Raw genomic sequence first — 19,273 nt, 5'->3', positions numbered from 1 at the left:
GAGATTTGCGGCGGTTGAGCGATCGGTTAGCAGATGCTTTACGCGAGTGGTTGAATAAAGGGGAGAATGAAAAATACTTAATGCAGGGGGGATTGCTGGCAGAGGTGCGCGAAAATTGGGACAAGCTAGAGTTTTTATCATCACCTCAAGCCAAAAATTTTTATCAATGCAGTGATGCTTATGAACAGCACCAGATTGCCACATTAGAAAAGGCACTCACTGAATCACGATTGCGAGAGAAAGCCACGAGGGTAGAGAATTTATTGCCTTTCCAACCCCTAGAAAGTCTAGTTTTGGCAATTCAAGCTATGGGTGAGAATCTGGAAAAACTACCCCAGCAGATTCTCGCACCAGTTCAGAACAGTTTGAATCAAGTGACGAATAAAGCAAGAGTCTCCATTCCTTTCCGTGGTCATGAGGGTGTTGTCAGTTATGTAGCCATCAGCGCCGATGGGCAGACGATTGTCAGTGGCGGTGAAGACGGCACTGTGCGGTTGTGGAACCTGCAAGGTCAGACCTTAGCTCAACCATTGCGTGGTCATCAGGGGAATGTCTCTTCTGTAGCCATCAGCGCCGATGGGCAGACGATTGTCAGTGGCGGTGAAGACGGCACTGTGCGGTTGTGGAACCTGCAAGGTCAGACCTTAGCTCAACCATTGCGTGGTCATCAGGGGAATGTCTCTTCTGTCGCCATTAGCACCGATGGGCAGACCATTGTCAGTGGCGGTGAAGACGGTACTGTGCGGTTGTGGAACCTGCAAGGTCAGACCTTAGCTGAACCTTTGCGTGGTCATGAAAGTTATGTCAATTCTGTCGCCATCAGCGCCGATGGGCAGACCATTGTCAGTGGCGGTCGTGACGGCACAGTGCGGTTGTGGAACCGCCAAGGTCTTCCTTTAGCTAAACCATTGCGTGGTCATAAGAATAATGTCAATTCTGTTGCTATTAGTGCCGATGGGCAGACGATTGTCAGTGGCGGTCATTACGGCACGGTGCGGTTGTGGAACCTCCAAGGTCTTCTCTTAGCTGAACCTTTGCGTGTTGATGAGAATACTGTCAATTCTGTTGCTATTAGTGCCGATGGGCAGACGATTGTCAGTGGCGGTCATTACGGCACGGTGCGGTTGTGGAATCGCCAAGGTCTTCTCTTAGCTGAACCTTTGCGTGGTGATGAGAGTACTGTCAATTCTGTTGCTATCAGCGGCAATGGGCAGACGATTGTCAGTGGCGGTCGTGACGGCACAGTGCGGTTGTGGAACCACCAAGGTCTTCCTTTAGCCGAACCTTTGTGTGGTCATGAGGGTATTGTTTCTTCTATCGCCATCAGCGGCAATGGGCAGACGATTGTCAGTGGCGGTGAAGACGGCACAGTGCGGTTGTGGAATCGCCAAGGTTTTCCCTTAGCTGAACCATTGCGTGTTCATGAGGGTGTTGTCGATTCTGTCGCCATCAGCGCCGATGGGCAGACAATTGTCAGTGGCGGTGAAGACGGCACAGTGCGGTTGTGGAATCGCCAAGGTTTTCCCTTAGCTGAACCATTGCGTGTTCATGAGGGTGTTGTCGATTCTGTCGCCATCAGCGGCAATGGGCAGACGATTGTCAGTGGCGGTCGTGACGGCACAGTGCGGTTGTGGAACCACCAAGGTTTTCCCTTAGCTGAACCATTACGCGGTCATGAGGATGTTGTTTGGTCTGTCGCCATTAGCGCCGATGGGCAGACGATTGTCAGTGGCGGTCATTACGGCACGGTGCGGTTGTGGAATCGCCAAGGTCTTTCCTTAGCTGAACCATTGCGTGGACATGAGAGTATTGTTTCTTCTGTCGCCATTAGCGCCGATGGGCAAACGATTGTCAGTGGCGGTGAAGACGGCACAGTGCGGTTATGGAATCGCCAAGGTCTTCCCTTAGCTGAACCATTGCGTGGACATGAGAGTATTGTCAATTCTGTCGCCATCAGCTCCGATGGGCAAACGATTGTCAGTATCGGTACTAACGACACAGTGCGGTTGTGGAATCGCCAAGGTTTTCCATTAGCTGAACCATTGCGTGGTCATGAGGGTAAGGTCTATTCTGTTGCCATTAGCGGCGATGGGCAGACGATTGTCAGTGGCGGTGAAGACGGCACTGTGCGGTTGTGGCGGGGTGGTTGGCGTGCATGGTTGCAAGTCTGTTGCGACAGGTTACGTTACCATCCCATCTTCACCAATCCGCAAACAGAGGAAGCAAAAGCCGCTTGCGAAACCTGCCGTAAATATGTTTGGAGTAAAGTAAGCGGGTAAAAACACAGCATTGCCGTGTCTCTAAGAAGGTCTGTACTCGATTCAATTGCAAACGGCGATCAAAGCAGTAAGTGCCGATTTGCGCTGGCAGTAACTTGCTGCTTACCTGCAACCACAAATACACGAATACGCGATCGCCTTCCTGGATTTGCAATATATCTATGCATTGGTACGGGGGGTAAAGATGACTGGGCGGCAGAGATGTTAGAAAGTATGCAAACTCATGGAGAAAACGTCTTATATCATGTCCGGCTAATTAGTTATAATGCTTTTTTAGGCAGTATTCAAGATTTTTATTCATACTTGTTATTTCTAACGGTACAAGACAAAGAACTAAAAATGGTGCAATTTAAAAGTAGTGTAAATATGGTCAATTATGGACGCTGCCAAACGCCTTGCTACTCTAAATCGCATCCGCAAACTTAGCCGTCTGATGGATACATCAATACGTATCCCTTTAACAGGTTTTCGCATTGGCATAGACCCAATCATTGGTCTAGTTCCAGGTGCTGGTGATTTAATCAGTACAGCGTTTTCAGCTTACATTATATTTTTAGCTACTCAGTTTGGCATCCCGCGTCAAGACTTAGTCAAAATGATTTTTAATGTAGGTTTGGAAACAGTCGTTGGTACTGTGCCTTTAGTGGGTGATTTGTTTGATGCTTTCTATAAGTCCAACATTCGGAATTTGGCAATTTTGGAGCAACATTTGACAGTAGTTGAACCAGAACTAAAAAAAGTGTCTGATGAACTTTACTCTCAAAAAATCAGCCAAATTTAAGTAGGAAAAGAGCGTAGTTTACGGCCGCAGGCACTACCATTGCACATTTACTATGTATTTTCTAGTACATTACTAGCCAGTTGTAGTGAAGCGATGACCGAGCGCTGTGGGGGGCTGCTGAGTTCGTCTACAGCGTTAGGTCAACAACTGGCGATTTGCGTCTGTTCTGTTGATATCTTATTTAAAGGGCAATTCAGAGATAAGTTATGCCAAATTGCCAGAACCTTTGAACGTGGTATCGTCACTTCAACTTTTTCTTGAAGTGGAAAGAATTGATGCGCGAACCTATCGGTTAAATTAAGCCTTGGTGTAATTAGACCTCTTGCATAAATAAAAAATAAAGAACCCCACCCCGCATTTGCTAACGCAAACGCTCCCCTCCCCGCTAGCGGCGGGGAGGGGTTGGGGGTGGGGTGTTAGAGACTTTTGCAAGAGGTCTATTGAAAATATTGTAGAGTATAGAGTTGTCCTAAGTATTGCCCTACGCAACTCCCCCTATGACTACCGCACCCTTAAGCTGGGAAGAACTAGAAACCCTCACGGACTATCAAATGGATACCGTTAATGGTCTCACCAATGCTAGAGCCAGGTTGCGCTTGTTTAGTCAGGCGGAATCTGATGTGCGGGTAACGCTGTACCGCGATAACCACGCTTGGTGTCCTTACTGTCAAAAAGTTTGGTTATGGCTAGAGGAAAAACAGATCCCCTACCGCATCGAAAAAGTGACAATGTTCTGCTATGGGGAAAAAGAAAGTTGGTACAAACGTAAGGTACCATCAGGAATGCTCCCCGCGATCGAGCTAGATGGACGGATTATTAAGGAAAGCGATGACATTTTGATCGCTTTGGAAAAGGTTTTTGCTCCATTGAACCAAGGGATGGAAGACCATAGGGTGCTTCCTCTACGGCAATTAGAACGACTTTTATTTAGAGCCTGGTGCGTTTGGCTATGCTCTAAAGCAGGTTCGTCTCAACAAGAACAACGCAACCGAGAACAATTTATCGGAGTGGTGGCTAGGGTAGAGTCGGCTCTGGGTAGCACCCCAAGCCCTTACTTTCTAGATAGCTTCGGCATTGTCGATGTCATTTTTACGCCATATCTCGAACGGATGAATGCGAGCCTTTACTACTACAAAGGCTACTCACTGCGGGAGGAAAACCCTCGTTTGAGTGCATGGTTTGCCGCAATGGAAAGCCGACCGACCTACTGCGGTACCCAGAGCGACTTTCACACCCACGCACATGATTTGCCGCCCCAGATGGGAGGTTGTTGGGAAAACGGCGAAAGCCAGATGCTTCTCAATAAAGCGCGGGTGGATAACGGCCCCTGGTTCGGGCTACCAGATGTTACTTATCCAGAACCGGAAAACTCCCGTATGGAAGCTCTTAAACGAACAATCGATCACCGCATTAATATTATCCGAGTCAACCCCTTAGATGATAAATTGTTCGATCGCGCGCTACGTTGTGCTTTAACACACATGATGACAGGGGAAGACTGCGTACCTCCATCGGGATCTGATGTGGCTCTGCGATATTTGCGCGATCGCATTAATGTACCACGAGATATGTCTATCTACGCAGCCAAGCGATTGAGAGAATCCCTGGAAAAAACCGCAGCCCTTGCGGGTGATGGGCAGCCAGCCCCCATTCCCATTAAGCATCGACGAGATCAAGACCCGTCTAACTTTGCCATCAAGTAGGATTTCAGATATTTATGTCTAACCGAGTGGCAGCAACCATGTAGCGAAAGATGTAGTCTAATAACTCAATATAATTACGAGCAGCTTCAAGAGAACAAGCCCAAACTGTCAAACCATGATCCCGAATTAGTAATGCGGATATTTGCGGTGGAGTGACGGCAAAGCGTTGTTCAATATCACCAGCAATCTGGGCAACTTGGAAATGATTAGCAAAAATTGGCATTACACAACAGGAATTTTCTTGCCAAACTCCCAAACCTTTGAGCATTTCTAGGGGTGGTAAAAGTAAACTATCACCTTCAACCAAACGAGAAACCAAATTGCTCTCAATAGAATGTATATGATAACAAGCAAGTGATTGTGGAAACAGGCGGTAAACTAATTGATGAATAGCTGTTTCAGCTGAAGGTATCATCTGGGTGGCTGATGCTTCTATTTTGCCATCTGGAGCAATCAGAACAAAATCGTTGAGTAATAACTCACCCTTAGATTTACCACTAGCTGTAATCCAAAAACTACCATCAGCTAATCGAGCCGAGAGGTTGCCGGCAGTTCCTACCATCCAACCTTGTTGGTAAAAATACCGAGCAGTGGCAATTAGTTGCAAACGAGGATCTGGTAATGTTGGGTTTAACTCCATGATTTTGCTAAATAATCGCGGATTTGGAAAAAATCATTCCAAGGAATATAGGGTTTTTGGTGTTCATCTAAATATTCTGCTAAGGGAGAGCGTGCAAAGACAACAGAAGCTTGCAATCCCATATTTAAGTCGGTAATGGAGTCACCAATCGCGATTTTTTCATCGGCTGGGTACCGATCCATAACTTGCACCTTAGCGATCAGTTCCGTATCTCCTTCGTATTCAGAATTTACTTTTAAATAAGCACTGCTAATATTGACATCTACAGCATAAATTTTCTCTATTCTATGCACTATCCTATCCAAAACAACCTCTACCATTCCCCGTAGTCCCCCAGAAATTACTATTAATGAAACTCCCTGAAACTCCAGAAAATCCAACAATTCTATAAACCCAGGACGTATCAATTGAGGTTTAGTAAATTCCAGAATTTCTGGATAACTTGCAGATGGAATTGATTGCAGAATTTCTTTGACTCCCTCTCGCAGTGTCAGCCTTTTTGCATACATTTCAGGCAGTAGTTTTGCAGAAAGTACTGGTGCAAACTTTTTCAGAACCGCGACAAAAGTTTCATCAACTGTAATAGTGCCATCAAAGTCACAAAAAACAATCCGCTTCATACTAATTCGTAATTCGTAATTCGTAATTCGTAATGTTTGATAATTTAGAATTGAGCGAAGAAAGATAGAAGGCAGAAAATATATTTTTACCCTCTGCGGAGCGGGTTTAAAGCCTCTAAATTTATTTATGGGGATTATTTTCTGCCTTGTGCCTTCTCAACTCAGCAGGGGTTGGCGGGTGCGAATTTCTCTGCCTGTATATTGGGGTATCCAACCTTCTGTGGTGATGAAATAGCGTACTGCTTTCACTCGCTTTGCTGGGGTGAGATAAAACCAATGTTCGGTTCCGGCTGGAATGTTGATATATTCTTCTGGTTGTACTGTCAGTTCTACTTGACTACCATCAGAACGTACAAAGCCAAAAATCGCTTCTCCATCAATGATGTAACGGACTTCATCATCTGCATGGGTATGAATTTGGTCAAACTTTGCCATTGACTCATCAAGGTTAGGAATCCCTTGATGAAGGACAACCAAATCACGAGATTTATAGCCGGCTGTCTGTTGTAGTTGCTCAAAGTAACTATCTATTGCTTTGAGTACTTGTTCCTTTTCATCTTCGTTAAGACTATCTTGTGCCAACAAATGTTGGAGTTTGGGGTTATCTCCTACCGTCTGACGATTAATTTGAATATTCAGGGGGGCTAATTCTTGAGCAATGTGAATTAAATCGGTGTAGAGAGTTCCATTTTCTAGTTTGAGAACTGCCATTTTTGACCTCCAGTAAAATAGTTAGAATAAGCCTTTTGAGGCATAAGGAACTTCCAACTAAAAAAATATCCTATCGTTCGTTGTGTAAGTAAAGGAGAAGGCTTGCTGTGAGTGACCCGTGCCGAGCGGTACTGAGGTAAGCCAACGGGAGCAGGGGAAGAAATGGTATTAGGTAATTTCTATTGTGAGCGCGGTGAAACTTCTGCATTCAACCAATTGACAAAACCCTGATTAACTGCTGTCGGAGAAATTTCGGCGATGAAATTAGTATAAGTAATGTGCTCATGAATAAGTTTTTCGATTTCTAAAGCATAACCATCTTGAGTTTTGATAATTAAAACAACTTCTGGTTCTTCAGTAATTTCTCCTTGCCAACTATAAGCACAAGTAATCGGGAACCAATTGACACAAACTGCTAACTTACATTCTAGTAATGCCCGACCAATTTGACGCGCTTCATCTGTATTATTTAAAGTTACATAGTAGATTTTCATAAAAGTTTCCGACTTACAATTAGAGTGAGAAAACACGCCTTAATCCCTCTTGCTGGGCTACTGTTGCTTGCAAATGGGGTAAATGAGTATCTAGAGCTTCCACAGATGCCCACTTCTGTCCAAAAGTAAACTTATTTTATCTCGTTATGCCAGTATATTGACTCTGTTCTATCGATTGAGGCAGCAGTCGTGACTATTGCTTTGAAGTTTTGGGCTTACCTACTAATAGGATCGGTAGGGCTGGATGCCATTTAATACTTCTTGGTTAAGCAGAAAAGGGAAAAGAAAAAACCTTTAACCCAAACCCAGTAACCTTTTCGCAAAATCCGATTCCGAATTAAAAATACTTAACCGAGAAATATTGGGATGCCATTGAGTCGTGTGTGAATCTTTTGGCAGGGGGAGTAATCCAAGACTCAGCTAATAGTACTTCTTTAGTCGCTTTGATAGCAGCTAAAAAACAGTTAAAAGCAGATATTAATCAACTGGTTGTCTACACTTCTACTCAAGCACACTTTTCAATTGAGAAAGCCGCTATTGTAGCGGAAATTAAGCGAGAAAATTTCCATTTAATTAAGGTTGACGCTGATTATACAATGTGTCCCGAATTACTACAACAGCAAATTGTTACAGATATTAAATTTGGGTTAATTCCTTTTTATATTGCTGCTACTGTGGGGATATTAACTTATTCGTCTCAAAAAAGTATTTCACGGACGAGTAAGCTTTTTCTACCTTTGTCACTTTGGGGGTTTATCTTTTGATAGCAACATTTTGACTGCGATCGCAAAGCCTTCAAGCTCTTTAAATAGTAATTTTTGTTTGAATATTTATCTAAGATTGTAGACCATAGGCTTTTCTATAACATAGCTTATGGTCTAGGCTCCTAATCTTGTAGATTGCAAAGTTGATGAAAATTTTTACCCATTTACTTTAAAGACTTCTGAGCTTGGATTCGATCGAAAATAGCACCTTCATCAAAAAATTTCTGTTGAATCTTGTTCCATCCTCCTAAATCTTCAGCTTTGAACAGAGTTTTAACTTTAGGAAAATTGCTACCCAATTCTTTTGCAATTGTATTATTCACAGGACGAAATCCTATTTTGGAAAATTCCCGTTGTACCTCTGGGGTATAGAGATATTGAACAAATGCTTCTGCAACTTTCCGAGTCCCGTGTTGCTCGACGTTCTTATCTACCACAGCAATTGGATTATCAATAGATATATTCACATTAGGGACAATATATGAGAATTTTTCGCCTTTTTGTTTTGATAAAATCATTTCATTTTCATAGTTGAGTAAAGCATCCCCTTGACCTTGTTTAAAGAACAATTCGCTGGCATTACGAGCAGTCTTGGGTAGCACAGGTACATTTTTATAAACTTTAGAAGTAAAATCTAATGCTTGCTTCTCATTCTGACCAGTTTTTGTTATGTAACCCCATAAACTTAAGAAGTTCCATCGCGCACCACCAGATGTTTTTGGGTTAGCTGTCAGTACGCTCACTCCTGGTCTTGTCAAATCTGTCCATGTTTTAATATTTTTGGGATTTCCCTCACGAGTAGCGATCGCACCTACGGATTGGGTGACAATTGCATTATTTGGTGCTTCTTTTTCCCAACCCGGTTGAATAAAACCTGTCTGAACCAGTTTGTCAACATCAAGGGCTAGTGACAGATGTATCACATCAGCCTCTAAACCATCAATCACATTTAGGGTTTGAGAACCAGACCCATCATAACTTTCAGTAAACTTCAGATTTTGGTTATGCTCTTTTTTCCATTTTTCTACAAATTGGGGAATAATTTGCTCGTATGCAGCCTTTGTCACTGAGTAAGAAACAAACGTTAGGTTTAGATCGCGCTCTGAAGTGGCGATTCTATTACCACTGTTATCAACATTAGCTCCAGAGCAAGCACTCATCACTATACTTAAGCTTACTCCCGCCAAAAATAGGGATATAAACCCCCAGTTTCTTATAGCTTGCCAAGCTTTAACAGTACGAGTGTGAACTTGTTTCCTGATATAGTTTAACTTCCAAGTATGCTGCCGCTTGTTTCTCAAAATTTCCCTCCTCTATTAAATTCGGTAAGCCGAGAGATTTACTGTAGTTTAGAGGTATTATAAGATAGTTGCGATTCATTGCATAACCTTTGGTTAACCTCAATTTAAACAAGTTGTATATGTAGAACACCGAAAGCACTTCGCCTGCCGGATCGTTGAGGCTCAAATGGTGTCAAGTTAAGCTCAAACAAGCAACTAGTAGTTCGCGAAGGAAACGCAAGCGGGGTAAAGGGAAAGGGGTAAAGGGGAAAGGGAAAATAACAAACCTTTCCCCCTTTCCCCCACCCCTTATCCCCAGAGGGGGCCCCACCTTCACTTTTTCCCGACTTTTGCCAAGAAGTCTAATGACCATGAAAATTGCAAATCCCTCAAAGCGTCGGCTAGAGAGGGATTTTTGGTTGTTGGGTATTGGGTGTTAGGGATTGGGTTGCTAGTTTAAATTATTTGCTTTCTCAACTGCTTCCTTTAACTTTTCAAAGGTAATACTACCGTCTTTGTCTGCATAATTTACTAGCAATTCCTGGGGACTAGTGGTATTTGTTTCTGATGAAATGATTGCACTTAAGCCAGGACTTAAAAAAAGATCGTTAATGAATACTTTACCATCTCCATCGGTATCTAAGGAATTAAAAAGGGATTGAAGCTCTTGCTCGGTCATGATAAGTTTCTATCTGAACTAGTTTTTCAACTTAATATCTCATTAATCTTTGATTAATATCTCAAAATTAAAAAAACTTGTATCTTTAGACGTAGAAACGGCGATCGCTGGGGCTTAGATCGGTTGTACGCTGTGGGTTACAGGGTTTACAGTCTGACAACGAAAATAAATCGACATGGATGCGCCTTCTTTCTAACGTAGTCAGATATTTCCCTCGACGACTGCCCGAATTCAATATAGGAATTTAGCAAACTTGCTTTTATTAAACACAAAAGCGATCGCTTTGCCAACGCCTGCCGTAGGATGCTCGAAGGGCTGTAGGGCGCGCAACAGTTGAACTGATACAAAGCGTAGACGCTGCATCAGTGAGGAGTCGCAGTCTTCTTCCAAGGGGAGACAGTTAGTAAGGGCGGGTTTCCCGACTTGAGACGACTGTCGTAGGCTCTGCCGACTTGTACTCCTACGCGGTAATAGTTACATTAAAGAAAAAGTTACAAATCACTAATCAACCTCGCCTTACGGAGAAAGAATTGCAGCACGGTTTCTTCACGGGAAATAATATCAACCCTACCCTCCATACCCAATTGAATATGACACTGGTTTTTCCCTTTACCTAAAACCAGAGTTTCCGGTTCAATTGTGACTTCATAAAAAGCACCAGGCGCAGTAGCTTTTGGGCTAGTAGTCCCATTCATCGATGTATTTGTGCCATTCTTTTGAGGAGCGATCGCATCTGGAGAAATGGTCTGCACTTGACCATTCAGAGTACCATAATCTGGGTAAGGACAAGCGCTGACCCGCATTTGGACTTTTTGACCAATTTTTAACTTACTTTGCTCATCAGATGCCACCGCAGCCTTCAAAACTTGAGGTGCATCAGTGGGGACAATTTGCAATACTTCCTCGCCAGCCCGCACAGTTTGACCTGGGTTTCGCAGATTGAGTTGGGAAATGATACCATCGGCGGTAGCTGCGATCGCGGTTTGAGCTAAATCTATTTCTGCTTGCTTGAGTTCGCTAGTATCATGCTCTAACTGCTTTTCAATTTCAATCCGTTGGTTAACTAGGGTTTGGCGTTCTTTTTCTAATGTTGCTTTGTTGCTTTCCCCTCCGGCTTTTTCTTGAGCGATTCGCTCAGTAGCAACAGTTACTGCTGCATTACTTGGATTTACGGCAACTTGGGCGCGTTGTTTTCTGGCAATCACAGCAGATACCGCTTGTTGTAACCGTTCAATTGTCTGTTTTTGCGCCTCCACTGCTGCAAGTTGTGCCTTTACCGCTTGCTCTTGCTGTCTGGCAGATAATTGTGCTTCTTCCAATTGATCTTGAGATAGCGCCCCTTGGTTAGCTACACTCTCATATCGCTTCTGTTTTGACTGAGCTACACCCAAAGCAGCTTCAGCAGCATGGAGATTTGCTTGTGTTGTTTTTAACTGTGCTTCCCCAGCCAGCAATTCTTTCTCAGCAATTTTGACGTTGGCATCAGCTTCTTGAAGTTCGGAAACAGTGGTAAGATTTTTATCTTGATACTCGCGACGGCGACCGCTCAATTCGGCTTGAGCGCCAGTAATAATCCGGTTAAGGCGGTCAGTTTCGGCTCGAATCTGGCTATTAAGAGAACTAATCTGGGCATTGATTTGCACTAGTTGTAACTTAGATTGTTGAATACTAGTTTGCAATTGGCTTTTTTTAGTTTGCAGACGCGAGTCATCAATAGTTGCGATCGCATCTCCTTTTTTGATAAGCTGATTTTCTTTGACATAAATGTGCATAACCTGACCTTCAGTCGCCGCTTGCACAATTCGCAATTCACCCGCCGGACGCACAACCGCCTGTGCTTGGACTGTAACCTTATACTTACTAATAGCAGCAAGTGGCCCAGCTAATCCGAGAACGCAGAGAATAAACATTCCGCCCCATGTTGTCCAACGAGTAATTGGTGGGAGGAATTCGTTTGTTTGAATTGGGGGGAGAAAATTTGTATTGCTAACCATGATCTCTTACGAATTACAAATTAGGTTGCCGAGCGGAGCCGAGGTACGAATTATCTTAATTAATAGTGGCAGTCTTGCCATTATGATGAGCCGGGGAAGATATCAGCGCCAACCCATTATGAGAAGGAAAAATATCATCTAAGAAATCTAAATGTTCGCCAGGTAAAGAGCGCAATTCTTCTGGTGTACCTTGGATTTTTAAGCGTCCTTGTTCTAAAAATACAATTAAATCTGCTCTCTGTATTACCTTGGGACGGTGACTAATTAAAATAGTCGTTTGATTGTGACGATGGGATAAAAGTCTATCTAATACTTGTCTTTCGCTTACTGGGTCAAGTGCCCCCGTGGATTCATCTAAAATTAAGACTGGTGGCTGAGTAACTATGGCTCTGGCTATGGCTAATCTTTGACGTTGTCCACCAGAAAGATTTGCCCCAAATTCTCCTAAAACAGTTTGATATTTGTCAGGTAGTTTGCTAATAAATTCATCTGCACCTGCAATTTGACAAGCTTTGACAATTTCTTCAAAACTAATATGGGGATAGCTAAAGTTGAAGTTATCAATAATCGAACGACTCCAAAAGTGGGGTTCTTGAGGAACTAATACTACTTGTTGACGCAAACATTCTAAGGATAAATCTTGCTGATTATAAAAACCATAACGAATATTGCCAGACTCAACTTTATATAAACCAGTCAGCAATTTTGCCAGGGTACTTTTACCACAGCCAGATTTGCCAATTAAAGCAATAACTTTACCGCCAGGAATAGTTAAGGAAAAATCTTGTAAGAGGTCAACTCTACCTGCGTGATGAAAGTTCAGTTCAGTGCAAGTTATATCTGCATTGCCAGGAATTTGTGCCCAAGGCTTTTTAAAATCATTTTCGGATTCTGGGGTAGCGTCAATCACTTCTGTCATCCGTTGCAGGACTATCTGGGCTGTGATAAACTCATCTACTAAGCCGATCGCAGCACCTAAGAAGCCAAGAAAGTTGCCACTCATGCCGTTATATGCCATTAATTGACCGATTGTTAAGGTGCGATTAATGACTAAATAGCTACCCATCCAAAGAATGCCAATACTAATGAAGGTAGAAAGAATACCAGTAACTGTACTGCTATACAGTCCCAGTTTCATCATACTCCAGCCCAAGTTGGCGAGGCGACCATAATTCCCTTGATATTCTGACCAAGCTTGGGGAGTGGCTTGGGTAGTTTTTAATACTTGGATGCCGCGAAATGTTTCTACCAAAAAGCCTTGGTTTTCTGTACCAGAAATAATCAGATTCCGGGTTTTCTGGCGCATCGCGGGTAAGAAAAGCAGGTTAACACCCGTGACAACTATAAATGCAACTATGGAAGCTAAAGTTAGTTCCCAACTGTAAAAGAGCATAAAACCTAAGGAAATTACAGCAATAAAGAATTGACTGGGTAATCCGAGGACAATTTGGGAAACTAAGTTATTGATGGCTTTGACATCGGCAATGCGGCTGACAACTTCTCCACTGCGTCGTCCTTCAAAGTAAGATAGGGGTAAATGTAAGAGTTTGCGTCCGTATTCTAGAATTAACCCTAATTGCAATCTTTGACCGAAATGACCGATAAGGTGAGATTGGACTAAGCTAATGGCGCTTCTAATTAAGTTCATGGCAATAACGCCAATGGCGACGGTGGTTAGTAGTTGGGTATCACCTCGTACTAAGACATCATCGGTGAGGAGTTGCATCATGAAGGGAGATGCCAAAGAAAGTAGTCCAATAGCGATGTTAATAGCGATCGCTTGAGCGAGAATAGAACGATAAGGCCAAACCCGTTGCAGATATCTTCCCAAACCGCCAATTTTATCTGATTCTTGTTGATAAAAACGACTGTCGTCTGGAGTCAGCAGTAACATGACGCCATTACCCCAACCCGCCATTAACTCTTGACGGGTAAGATAACGAATACCAACACCAGGGTCAGCGATGACGTATTTTTTGCCTTTTTGCCCGTATAATACGACCCAGTGGTAGCCTTTCCAGTGGATAATTGCTGGTAAGGGAGCTTGATGTAATTGGTCGATTAGTTGGGGACTAGCTTTAACTTGACGGGCGTTGAATCCTAGTACTTCTGCACCCCGCTTCAATCCTAGCAAGGATGTTCCTCTACAACCAGTGCCTACGGCTTCTCGAACGCGGTTGAGGGTAAATGTGCGTCCGTAGTGTTTGGCAATCGTGGCAAGACTTGCTGCACCGCAGTCTTCTTCGCTGTGTTGAAGGACTATTTGGTATTTCATTGTCAAGACGAATAGTAATGGAAAAAGAGAAGTCGGGGAGAAAACCCCGACTAGAGATGATATTTAGTTTGTCTAACCTAAATATCTAAGTACTAAGCTATTTCTGGAAAGTTCTACCAATTTGAAAAATGATTGCAATATATGGATTGCCCAAAAGCTTAGTCACTAACTCTTTTACAATCCAAAATCCAAAATCTAAAATCCAAAATGGTACTACTCAAGTCGGTTTGTAATCTCTTCAACTGACTGAGTAAGATACTCTGTATCTAGAACCGCCCCCACTTATAGTAGTTCTTTGTATGCCGTTTGTTGGGCCGGAGACGGAAAAACCGCCTAGAGCGTCGTCAGAGTCTGGCCAATCACTATCGAAAAAGCTGATTTCTGCATTTTCAAAAAAGTTAAATTCCCAACCTAGATTTTTACCATCTCCTGCACTCATGCCACCTACATCGAGTCTACTGCTTATCTCGTCAACAGTGACGTTAGCATAAACATCATCCTGGCTAAAACTATCTGCACCATCTTTCAGGCAAACTATACTACTTACATAGAGGTTATATCCTCCTTCGATGATAGCCGCTTCTTCTGGTGTTAGGTTAGTGAAAAGTTGTTCTTGAGCAACAACAGAAGCGTTAGTAGAAATGATTTTTGACATGATTTTTATCCTTGATTTTAGTTTGCTAAATACACTTAAGAATTGCAGATTAGGCTACCTTGTTAATTAGATCGTACAAAGATAATTAAGTAGCTTTTAAAAAGTTGCATATTTGTGGGATGAATTTGCGGCTGTAACCATCGAAATTTTGTTCTGTATTTGACGAACTTATCCAATGATTGCGCTAGTCTCCAAAGAAAGCATCTTTCTAAATGAACTTCTCTGCATATCACTTTTTACGATGAATTTTAGTCTTTATGCACTGCGATCGGAAAAATTTTGAAAAAGCTGTAAAATACTTATGCATAAAAAATCGGGGCACTTGCCCCGACGTTATATTGTATTCAGCTTTTTAGCCCAGATTTTTGAGTAGTTAGCTCTTTGAACTGAACCGAGATAGGATAATCTAACCTCGAAAATTAAAATCAGTAAATCAACTTGAGAATTGCAGATTAGTCTACCCGATAGAGTTCGATATCATATGGATTGCCAGGAGTATTTAGGTTGTCTTGAAACTCATACACTCCTCCATCGGCTAAATTGTATTTTTTGTATAGCTCGTAGCCACTTCGACCGTCAGAGTCAAATTCAATGATTCCTCCACTGTAAGCAGTCCATATACGGTCGGAGCCAGGTGATGGATCGCCTGTTGTTGTACCATCAACAGTGTAGGGAATATTGTATCCCGTTTTGTTTTTAACTTCAAAAACTTCGTAACCGCCACTAATTGTTTCAGCAGCTTGTTCGTCAAGTTCTTCAATTAAACCAAAAGATTCTAAGCAGCTTTGATTAGTTAACATGGTTTTTCCCTCTTTGTTAATTAGGTGATGCAGAGATAATTAGGTAACTTTTAAGAAGTTGCATATTTGTGGAATAAATTTGCGGTTGTAACTATCGAAATTTGGTTCTGTATTTGACGAACTTATTCAATGATTCCGCTAGTCCCCAAAGAAAGCATCTTTTTAAATGAATTTCTCTGCATATAACTCTCTACGATGACTTTTAGTTTTTATGCACTTGGATAAAAAATTGTTTGGAAAATCTGTAAAGTCCTTACGCAGCAAGCAATTAGCTTTTGTACCTCTGGCAGTATAATTGAAATCAGCTATGGTTCTTGAAAATTTTAATTGTGAATTGGTATGATTCACATCCAGGTTTTTTCTTCCGGTGACAGTTGATTTACTTGCTGTTTAAACCAAGTTTCAAAATTTTCTTGCAGTAATCGCTGGCGCATAAAGTTGTCCAACTGGGCAGTTATAAACTTTTCCACACGTAAAATGATCCATGATTCTCCAAAGGGTATGGGTGGTTGAACTATACCCACTTGCCTTGTGCAAAGTAACTGAGCAAAATTGGGAGTAATACTACCAAGTTCTACTGGGCCGACGATGCCGCCTGTATCAGCTTCTGTCCCTTGAGAATATTCACGCGCTAGTTCAGCAAATGACTGTTCCCCTTCTGTAATTCGGAAAAATAGTTCGTTGGCAGTTTCTCTATTTTCAGTCCGAATTAAAGAATAAATGACTTTATCAAAATGTTTTTTGTATTTGATAAAGTAAGATTCTAGTTGATGTCCCCAAGTTATTTGCTTGAACTTTTCAACTCTGAGCTTTCGGGTTGCGAAAAGTTCTAATTGCTCTTGAGTCAGACAATAACGCGAACACCAATCTTGGATTTTTTGCTCGCTTGTTAAATCCCAATGCTGATAAAATTGCTCTAGAGCATGAGATGTTTCTGCTTGTGTGCAGGTGATTGGTGCGATCGCAGATTCGATAATGCTCTGAGATAACAATTGCCCAATCAGGTTGTAACTAGCCAAAAATGGAATAATTTCTTTAGGTAAGACCGAGATGCAGCTATGCCCGTCGTAGACATCGCCTATTTGTAAAGCTTTAGTCATATTTCAAGACTATTTTGTTGAAATATTTAATAAGTGCAGCGATCGTTTTTGGAATAAAGCGGCAAAGTTCAAGTATGATTCTTTGCCGCAATACTATTTACGTACACTTGAGAACATTACCTTACAATGCTTTCAATTACCGCCTATCACTTCTAATGCCTAAACTTAAGCATCGGTGGTGGTAAATTGGTCAAAAGTTAAGGTGTAAGCAGTCTGTGTACTACTAAATTGATTGACCTGCAAGAAGTAATTACCAGAAAGATTAGTGTTGGAAATTACTTCCGATGTAATACCACTACTGGTAGAACGTGCAACTTCCTCACCTACATCAACAATACGATTGTTGTTATAGTCCGCAATCAGTCGGATGTCAGCATCACTTTGGAGTCCGCTTAGTGTAATGTCGACACCCTCAAATAATCCCAGAGAGAATTCGTAAGTATCTGTGGTGTTGGTATTACTTATTGTCCCAAAGCGGGTAACATCACCTGACAAGTCACCAAGTGCAAACTCTCTAGGCAAAAGATTGCTGAAACCACTTGTCGAATTGGGTGTAGTTGCAGACAAGGCTAAATTGTAACTTACATCGCCTGATGAAGTGCTAAAGCGACTGACTTCGGCAAAATAAGTACCTGCGTCTGCTCGACGATTAAGGAAGTCATCTTGGTTGCTTCCCCTTCTGGAAGAATCAACTAGTTGGTCGCCTGTATCAAAGAAACCGTTACCGTTATCTTGATAAAGGCGCAAATCGGCATCATCACCAGCACTGATATTTGTCAGAGACAAATTGATGTTTTGGGTAGTGTCAATTCTGAACTTAAAGACATCAGTGGAATCTAAAACATTTAAATTAAAGTCATTGCGGGTAACAGGGGTAGCAGGTAGAACACCGATATCATCGTAGACAGTCATTTTTGACTCCTTTTGTTGTTGATGTTGGTTAATTAGGTGATGCAGAGATAATTAGGTAACTTTTAAGAAGTTGCATATTTGTGGAATAAATTTGCGGTTGTAACTATCGAAATTTGGTTCTGTATTTGACGAACTTATTCAATGATTCCGCTAGTCCCCAAAGAAAGCATCTTTTTAGATGAACTTCTCTGCATATCACTCTCTACGATGACTTTTAGTTTTTATGCACTTGGATGAAAAATTTTTTGAAAAATCTGTAAAGTCCTTGCTGCATAAGGATTTAGCTTTTGTACCTATGGCTGTATAATTGAAATCAGCTATGTTTCAAACAACGGCAAGTATTCCATGCAACCCCGACAGGGCATTATTGAAATCTTTTCTACGTTTGTGCAATTCGATGTAGACCAATTTAGTGGTTGGGCAACAGATGCCAAACTGCGACGTAGTATGAAATTTTGCCTGGAGGAGTCGTCAACTGAGAAATCAGATACCTTTTGGGCACTTTACTGGTATAGAGTTTGGCAGACTCAATCTAGTGCTGTGGCACAGGCACATATTTCTGCTTATTTACAAGAGGTGTGCTATTGGACTGCTAGAAAATTCGCCCTCAACTTTCCCACGCAGTCGTCTGTAGCCGATTGTTTTCAGATGGCGATCGCTAATATTAACAAAATCCTCAAAACTTTCAACCCTCAATACAGTTCGCATTTAAAAGCCTATGCACAATTAACTTTTGAATCGATTATCAAAGATACAGTGCGCTTACAGCGAGAAGCAGACATTTGCTCAGACTGGGCATTATTGCATAAACTCAGCCGCAAACGATTAGTGCAGTCATTAGAAAATGCCGGATTTAACAAAGAAAGCATCGAGAGTTATGTTTTAGCCTGGGAATGCTTTAAGGAACTCTACACAGGTGACAATACAAAAATTCGTCAGCTTCCTAAACCAGATGCTCGGACTTGGGAGGCTATTAGTAATCTTTATAATGCAGAACGTTTGGGCCGATTGAGTTCGTCCACTGCCGCAGTCAATCAGCAAACTATAGAAACCTGGGTATTATCTGCTGCTAAAGCTGCCCGTACTTTCCTCTATCCTAAGTTTGTTTCCGCAGACGCTCCCCTCAAAGAAGATGAAGGTAATTTATTAGATATACTGCCTGTAGATTTGCAAACATCTTTACTAACGGAAATTATTGAGCAGGAAGAAGCTGTGAATATGCGATCGCAGCAAGCTCAGTTAAACCAAGTTTTGTCCGAAGCGATCGCTGGACTCGATGCTGAGTCTCAAAAAGTACTACAAGCTTACTACGTTCAACAACTGACTCAACAAGAAATTGCTGCCCAGCTAGAAATTAAGCAATATACTGTTTCCCGTCGCCTGAGCAGCATTAAAAAGTCATTGCTCCTGACTCTCACACAATGGAGTCAAAACACCTTGCATATTTCCCCTAAATCCGATGTAGTAGATGCCATAAACACAAGTTTAGAGGAATGGCTCAAAGTCCAATATAGCCATACCCAAATTCAATCAGTAGACAAGAAATAATTTTGTCTCTTCCCTCTCCCTAATATGGTCTTTATATG

At 42.1% G+C, this 19,273-nt stretch carries 16 protein-coding genes and 1 pseudogene; 5 read left to right on the top strand and 12 right to left on the bottom strand.

The genetic code is table 11. The features are described from left to right. The 3 genes and pseudogenes from RMY64_RS21555 to RMY64_RS21545 all read left to right on the top strand — a co-directional run. Positions 1-2,279, top strand: a pseudogene (locus RMY64_RS21555) (WD40 repeat domain-containing protein); the annotation flags it as partial. A 376-nt stretch (positions 2,280-2,655) separates the two neighbouring features. Beyond that, positions 2,656-3,060, top strand: coding sequence for a DUF4112 domain-containing protein (locus tag RMY64_RS21550; protein WP_322701060.1), 405 nt, complete (start codon positions 2,656-2,658; stop codon positions 3,058-3,060). A gap of 497 nt (positions 3,061-3,557) precedes the next feature. Beyond that, positions 3,558-4,763 carry a glutathione S-transferase family protein gene (locus RMY64_RS21545; RefSeq protein ID WP_322701059.1) on the top strand — a complete coding sequence of 402 codons (1,206 nt, stop codon included), beginning with the start codon at positions 3,558-3,560 and terminating at the stop codon, positions 4,761-4,763. Positions 4,764-4,767: 4 nt separating this feature from the next. Here RMY64_RS21545 and mtnB read toward each other — a convergent pair whose 3' ends face one another. From mtnB to cutA, 4 genes are all read right to left on the bottom strand, one after another. Next, the gene (gene mtnB / locus RMY64_RS21540; protein WP_322701058.1) at positions 4,768-5,403 is read right to left on the bottom strand and encodes a methylthioribulose 1-phosphate dehydratase; all 636 of its coding nucleotides are present in this window, start codon (positions 5,401-5,403) and stop codon (positions 4,768-4,770) included. Next, positions 5,394-6,023, bottom strand: coding sequence for an HAD-IB family phosphatase (locus tag RMY64_RS21535; protein ID WP_322701057.1), 630 nt, complete (start codon positions 6,021-6,023; stop codon positions 5,394-5,396). The genes mtnB and RMY64_RS21535 overlap by 10 nt, the downstream gene beginning before the upstream one ends. Before the next feature lie 156 nt (positions 6,024-6,179). Continuing rightward, a complete protein-coding gene (locus RMY64_RS21530; RefSeq protein WP_322701056.1) occupies positions 6,180-6,734 on the bottom strand; it encodes an acireductone dioxygenase in 555 nt (184 codons plus the stop codon). Between the two features lie 179 nt (positions 6,735-6,913). Then, positions 6,914-7,228, bottom strand: a complete 315-nt coding sequence (gene cutA, locus RMY64_RS21525; RefSeq protein ID WP_322701055.1) for a divalent-cation tolerance protein CutA — start codon at positions 7,226-7,228, stop codon at positions 6,914-6,916. Between the two features lie 383 nt (positions 7,229-7,611). On the opposite strand from cutA, the gene RMY64_RS21520 reads away from it, so the two are divergent. Further along, entirely contained in the window at positions 7,612-7,992 is a 381-nt protein-coding gene (locus tag RMY64_RS21520) for a pyridoxal-dependent decarboxylase (RefSeq protein ID WP_322701054.1), read from the top strand. A gap of 164 nt (positions 7,993-8,156) precedes the next feature. Here RMY64_RS21520 and RMY64_RS21515 read toward each other — a convergent pair whose 3' ends face one another. From RMY64_RS21515 to RMY64_RS21480, 8 genes are all read right to left on the bottom strand, one after another. Beyond that, positions 8,157-9,254 (bottom strand): sulfate ABC transporter substrate-binding protein, encoded by a 1,098-nt coding sequence (locus tag RMY64_RS21515; RefSeq protein ID WP_322701062.1) that lies wholly within the window; start codon positions 9,252-9,254, stop codon positions 8,157-8,159. Between the two features lie 469 nt (positions 9,255-9,723). Beyond that, positions 9,724-9,954 carry an EF-hand domain-containing protein gene (locus RMY64_RS21510; RefSeq protein ID WP_322671254.1) on the bottom strand — a complete coding sequence of 77 codons (231 nt, stop codon included), beginning with the start codon at positions 9,952-9,954 and terminating at the stop codon, positions 9,724-9,726. A gap of 488 nt (positions 9,955-10,442) precedes the next feature. Further along, positions 10,443-11,945 (bottom strand): HlyD family efflux transporter periplasmic adaptor subunit, encoded by a 1,503-nt coding sequence (locus RMY64_RS21505; protein ID WP_322701053.1) that lies wholly within the window; start codon positions 11,943-11,945, stop codon positions 10,443-10,445. A gap of 55 nt (positions 11,946-12,000) precedes the next feature. Further along, entirely contained in the window at positions 12,001-14,220 is a 2,220-nt protein-coding gene (locus RMY64_RS21500; RefSeq protein ID WP_322701052.1) for a peptidase domain-containing ABC transporter, read from the bottom strand. Between the two features lie 238 nt (positions 14,221-14,458). Next, positions 14,459-14,875 carry a hypothetical protein gene (locus RMY64_RS21495; RefSeq protein WP_322701051.1) on the bottom strand — a complete coding sequence of 139 codons (417 nt, stop codon included), beginning with the start codon at positions 14,873-14,875 and terminating at the stop codon, positions 14,459-14,461. 452 nt (positions 14,876-15,327) lie between these two features. Then, the gene (locus RMY64_RS21490; RefSeq protein ID WP_322671229.1) at positions 15,328-15,675 is read right to left on the bottom strand and encodes a hypothetical protein; all 348 of its coding nucleotides are present in this window, start codon (positions 15,673-15,675) and stop codon (positions 15,328-15,330) included. Between the two features lie 344 nt (positions 15,676-16,019). After that, a complete protein-coding gene (locus RMY64_RS21485; RefSeq protein WP_322701050.1) occupies positions 16,020-16,775 on the bottom strand; it encodes a peptidylprolyl isomerase in 756 nt (251 codons plus the stop codon). A gap of 165 nt (positions 16,776-16,940) precedes the next feature. Beyond that, positions 16,941-17,687, bottom strand: coding sequence for a pre-peptidase C-terminal domain-containing protein (locus RMY64_RS21480; protein WP_322701049.1), 747 nt, complete (start codon positions 17,685-17,687; stop codon positions 16,941-16,943). A 345-nt stretch (positions 17,688-18,032) separates the two neighbouring features. Here RMY64_RS21480 and RMY64_RS21475 point away from each other — a divergent pair, with 345 nt between their 5' ends. Further along, positions 18,033-19,235, top strand: a complete 1,203-nt coding sequence (locus tag RMY64_RS21475) for a sigma-70 family RNA polymerase sigma factor (protein WP_322701048.1) — start codon at positions 18,033-18,035, stop codon at positions 19,233-19,235. Positions 19,236-19,273 lie beyond the last annotated feature (38 nt).

Origin of the sequence: Nostoc sp. DedQUE08, from assembly GCF_034530895.1 — a bacterium.
Taxonomy (GTDB): Bacteria; Cyanobacteriota; Cyanobacteriia; order Cyanobacteriales; family Nostocaceae; genus Nostoc.
Note: the sequence above shows the minus strand (reverse complement) of the source record. Positions and strands in the feature narration are given on the sequence as shown.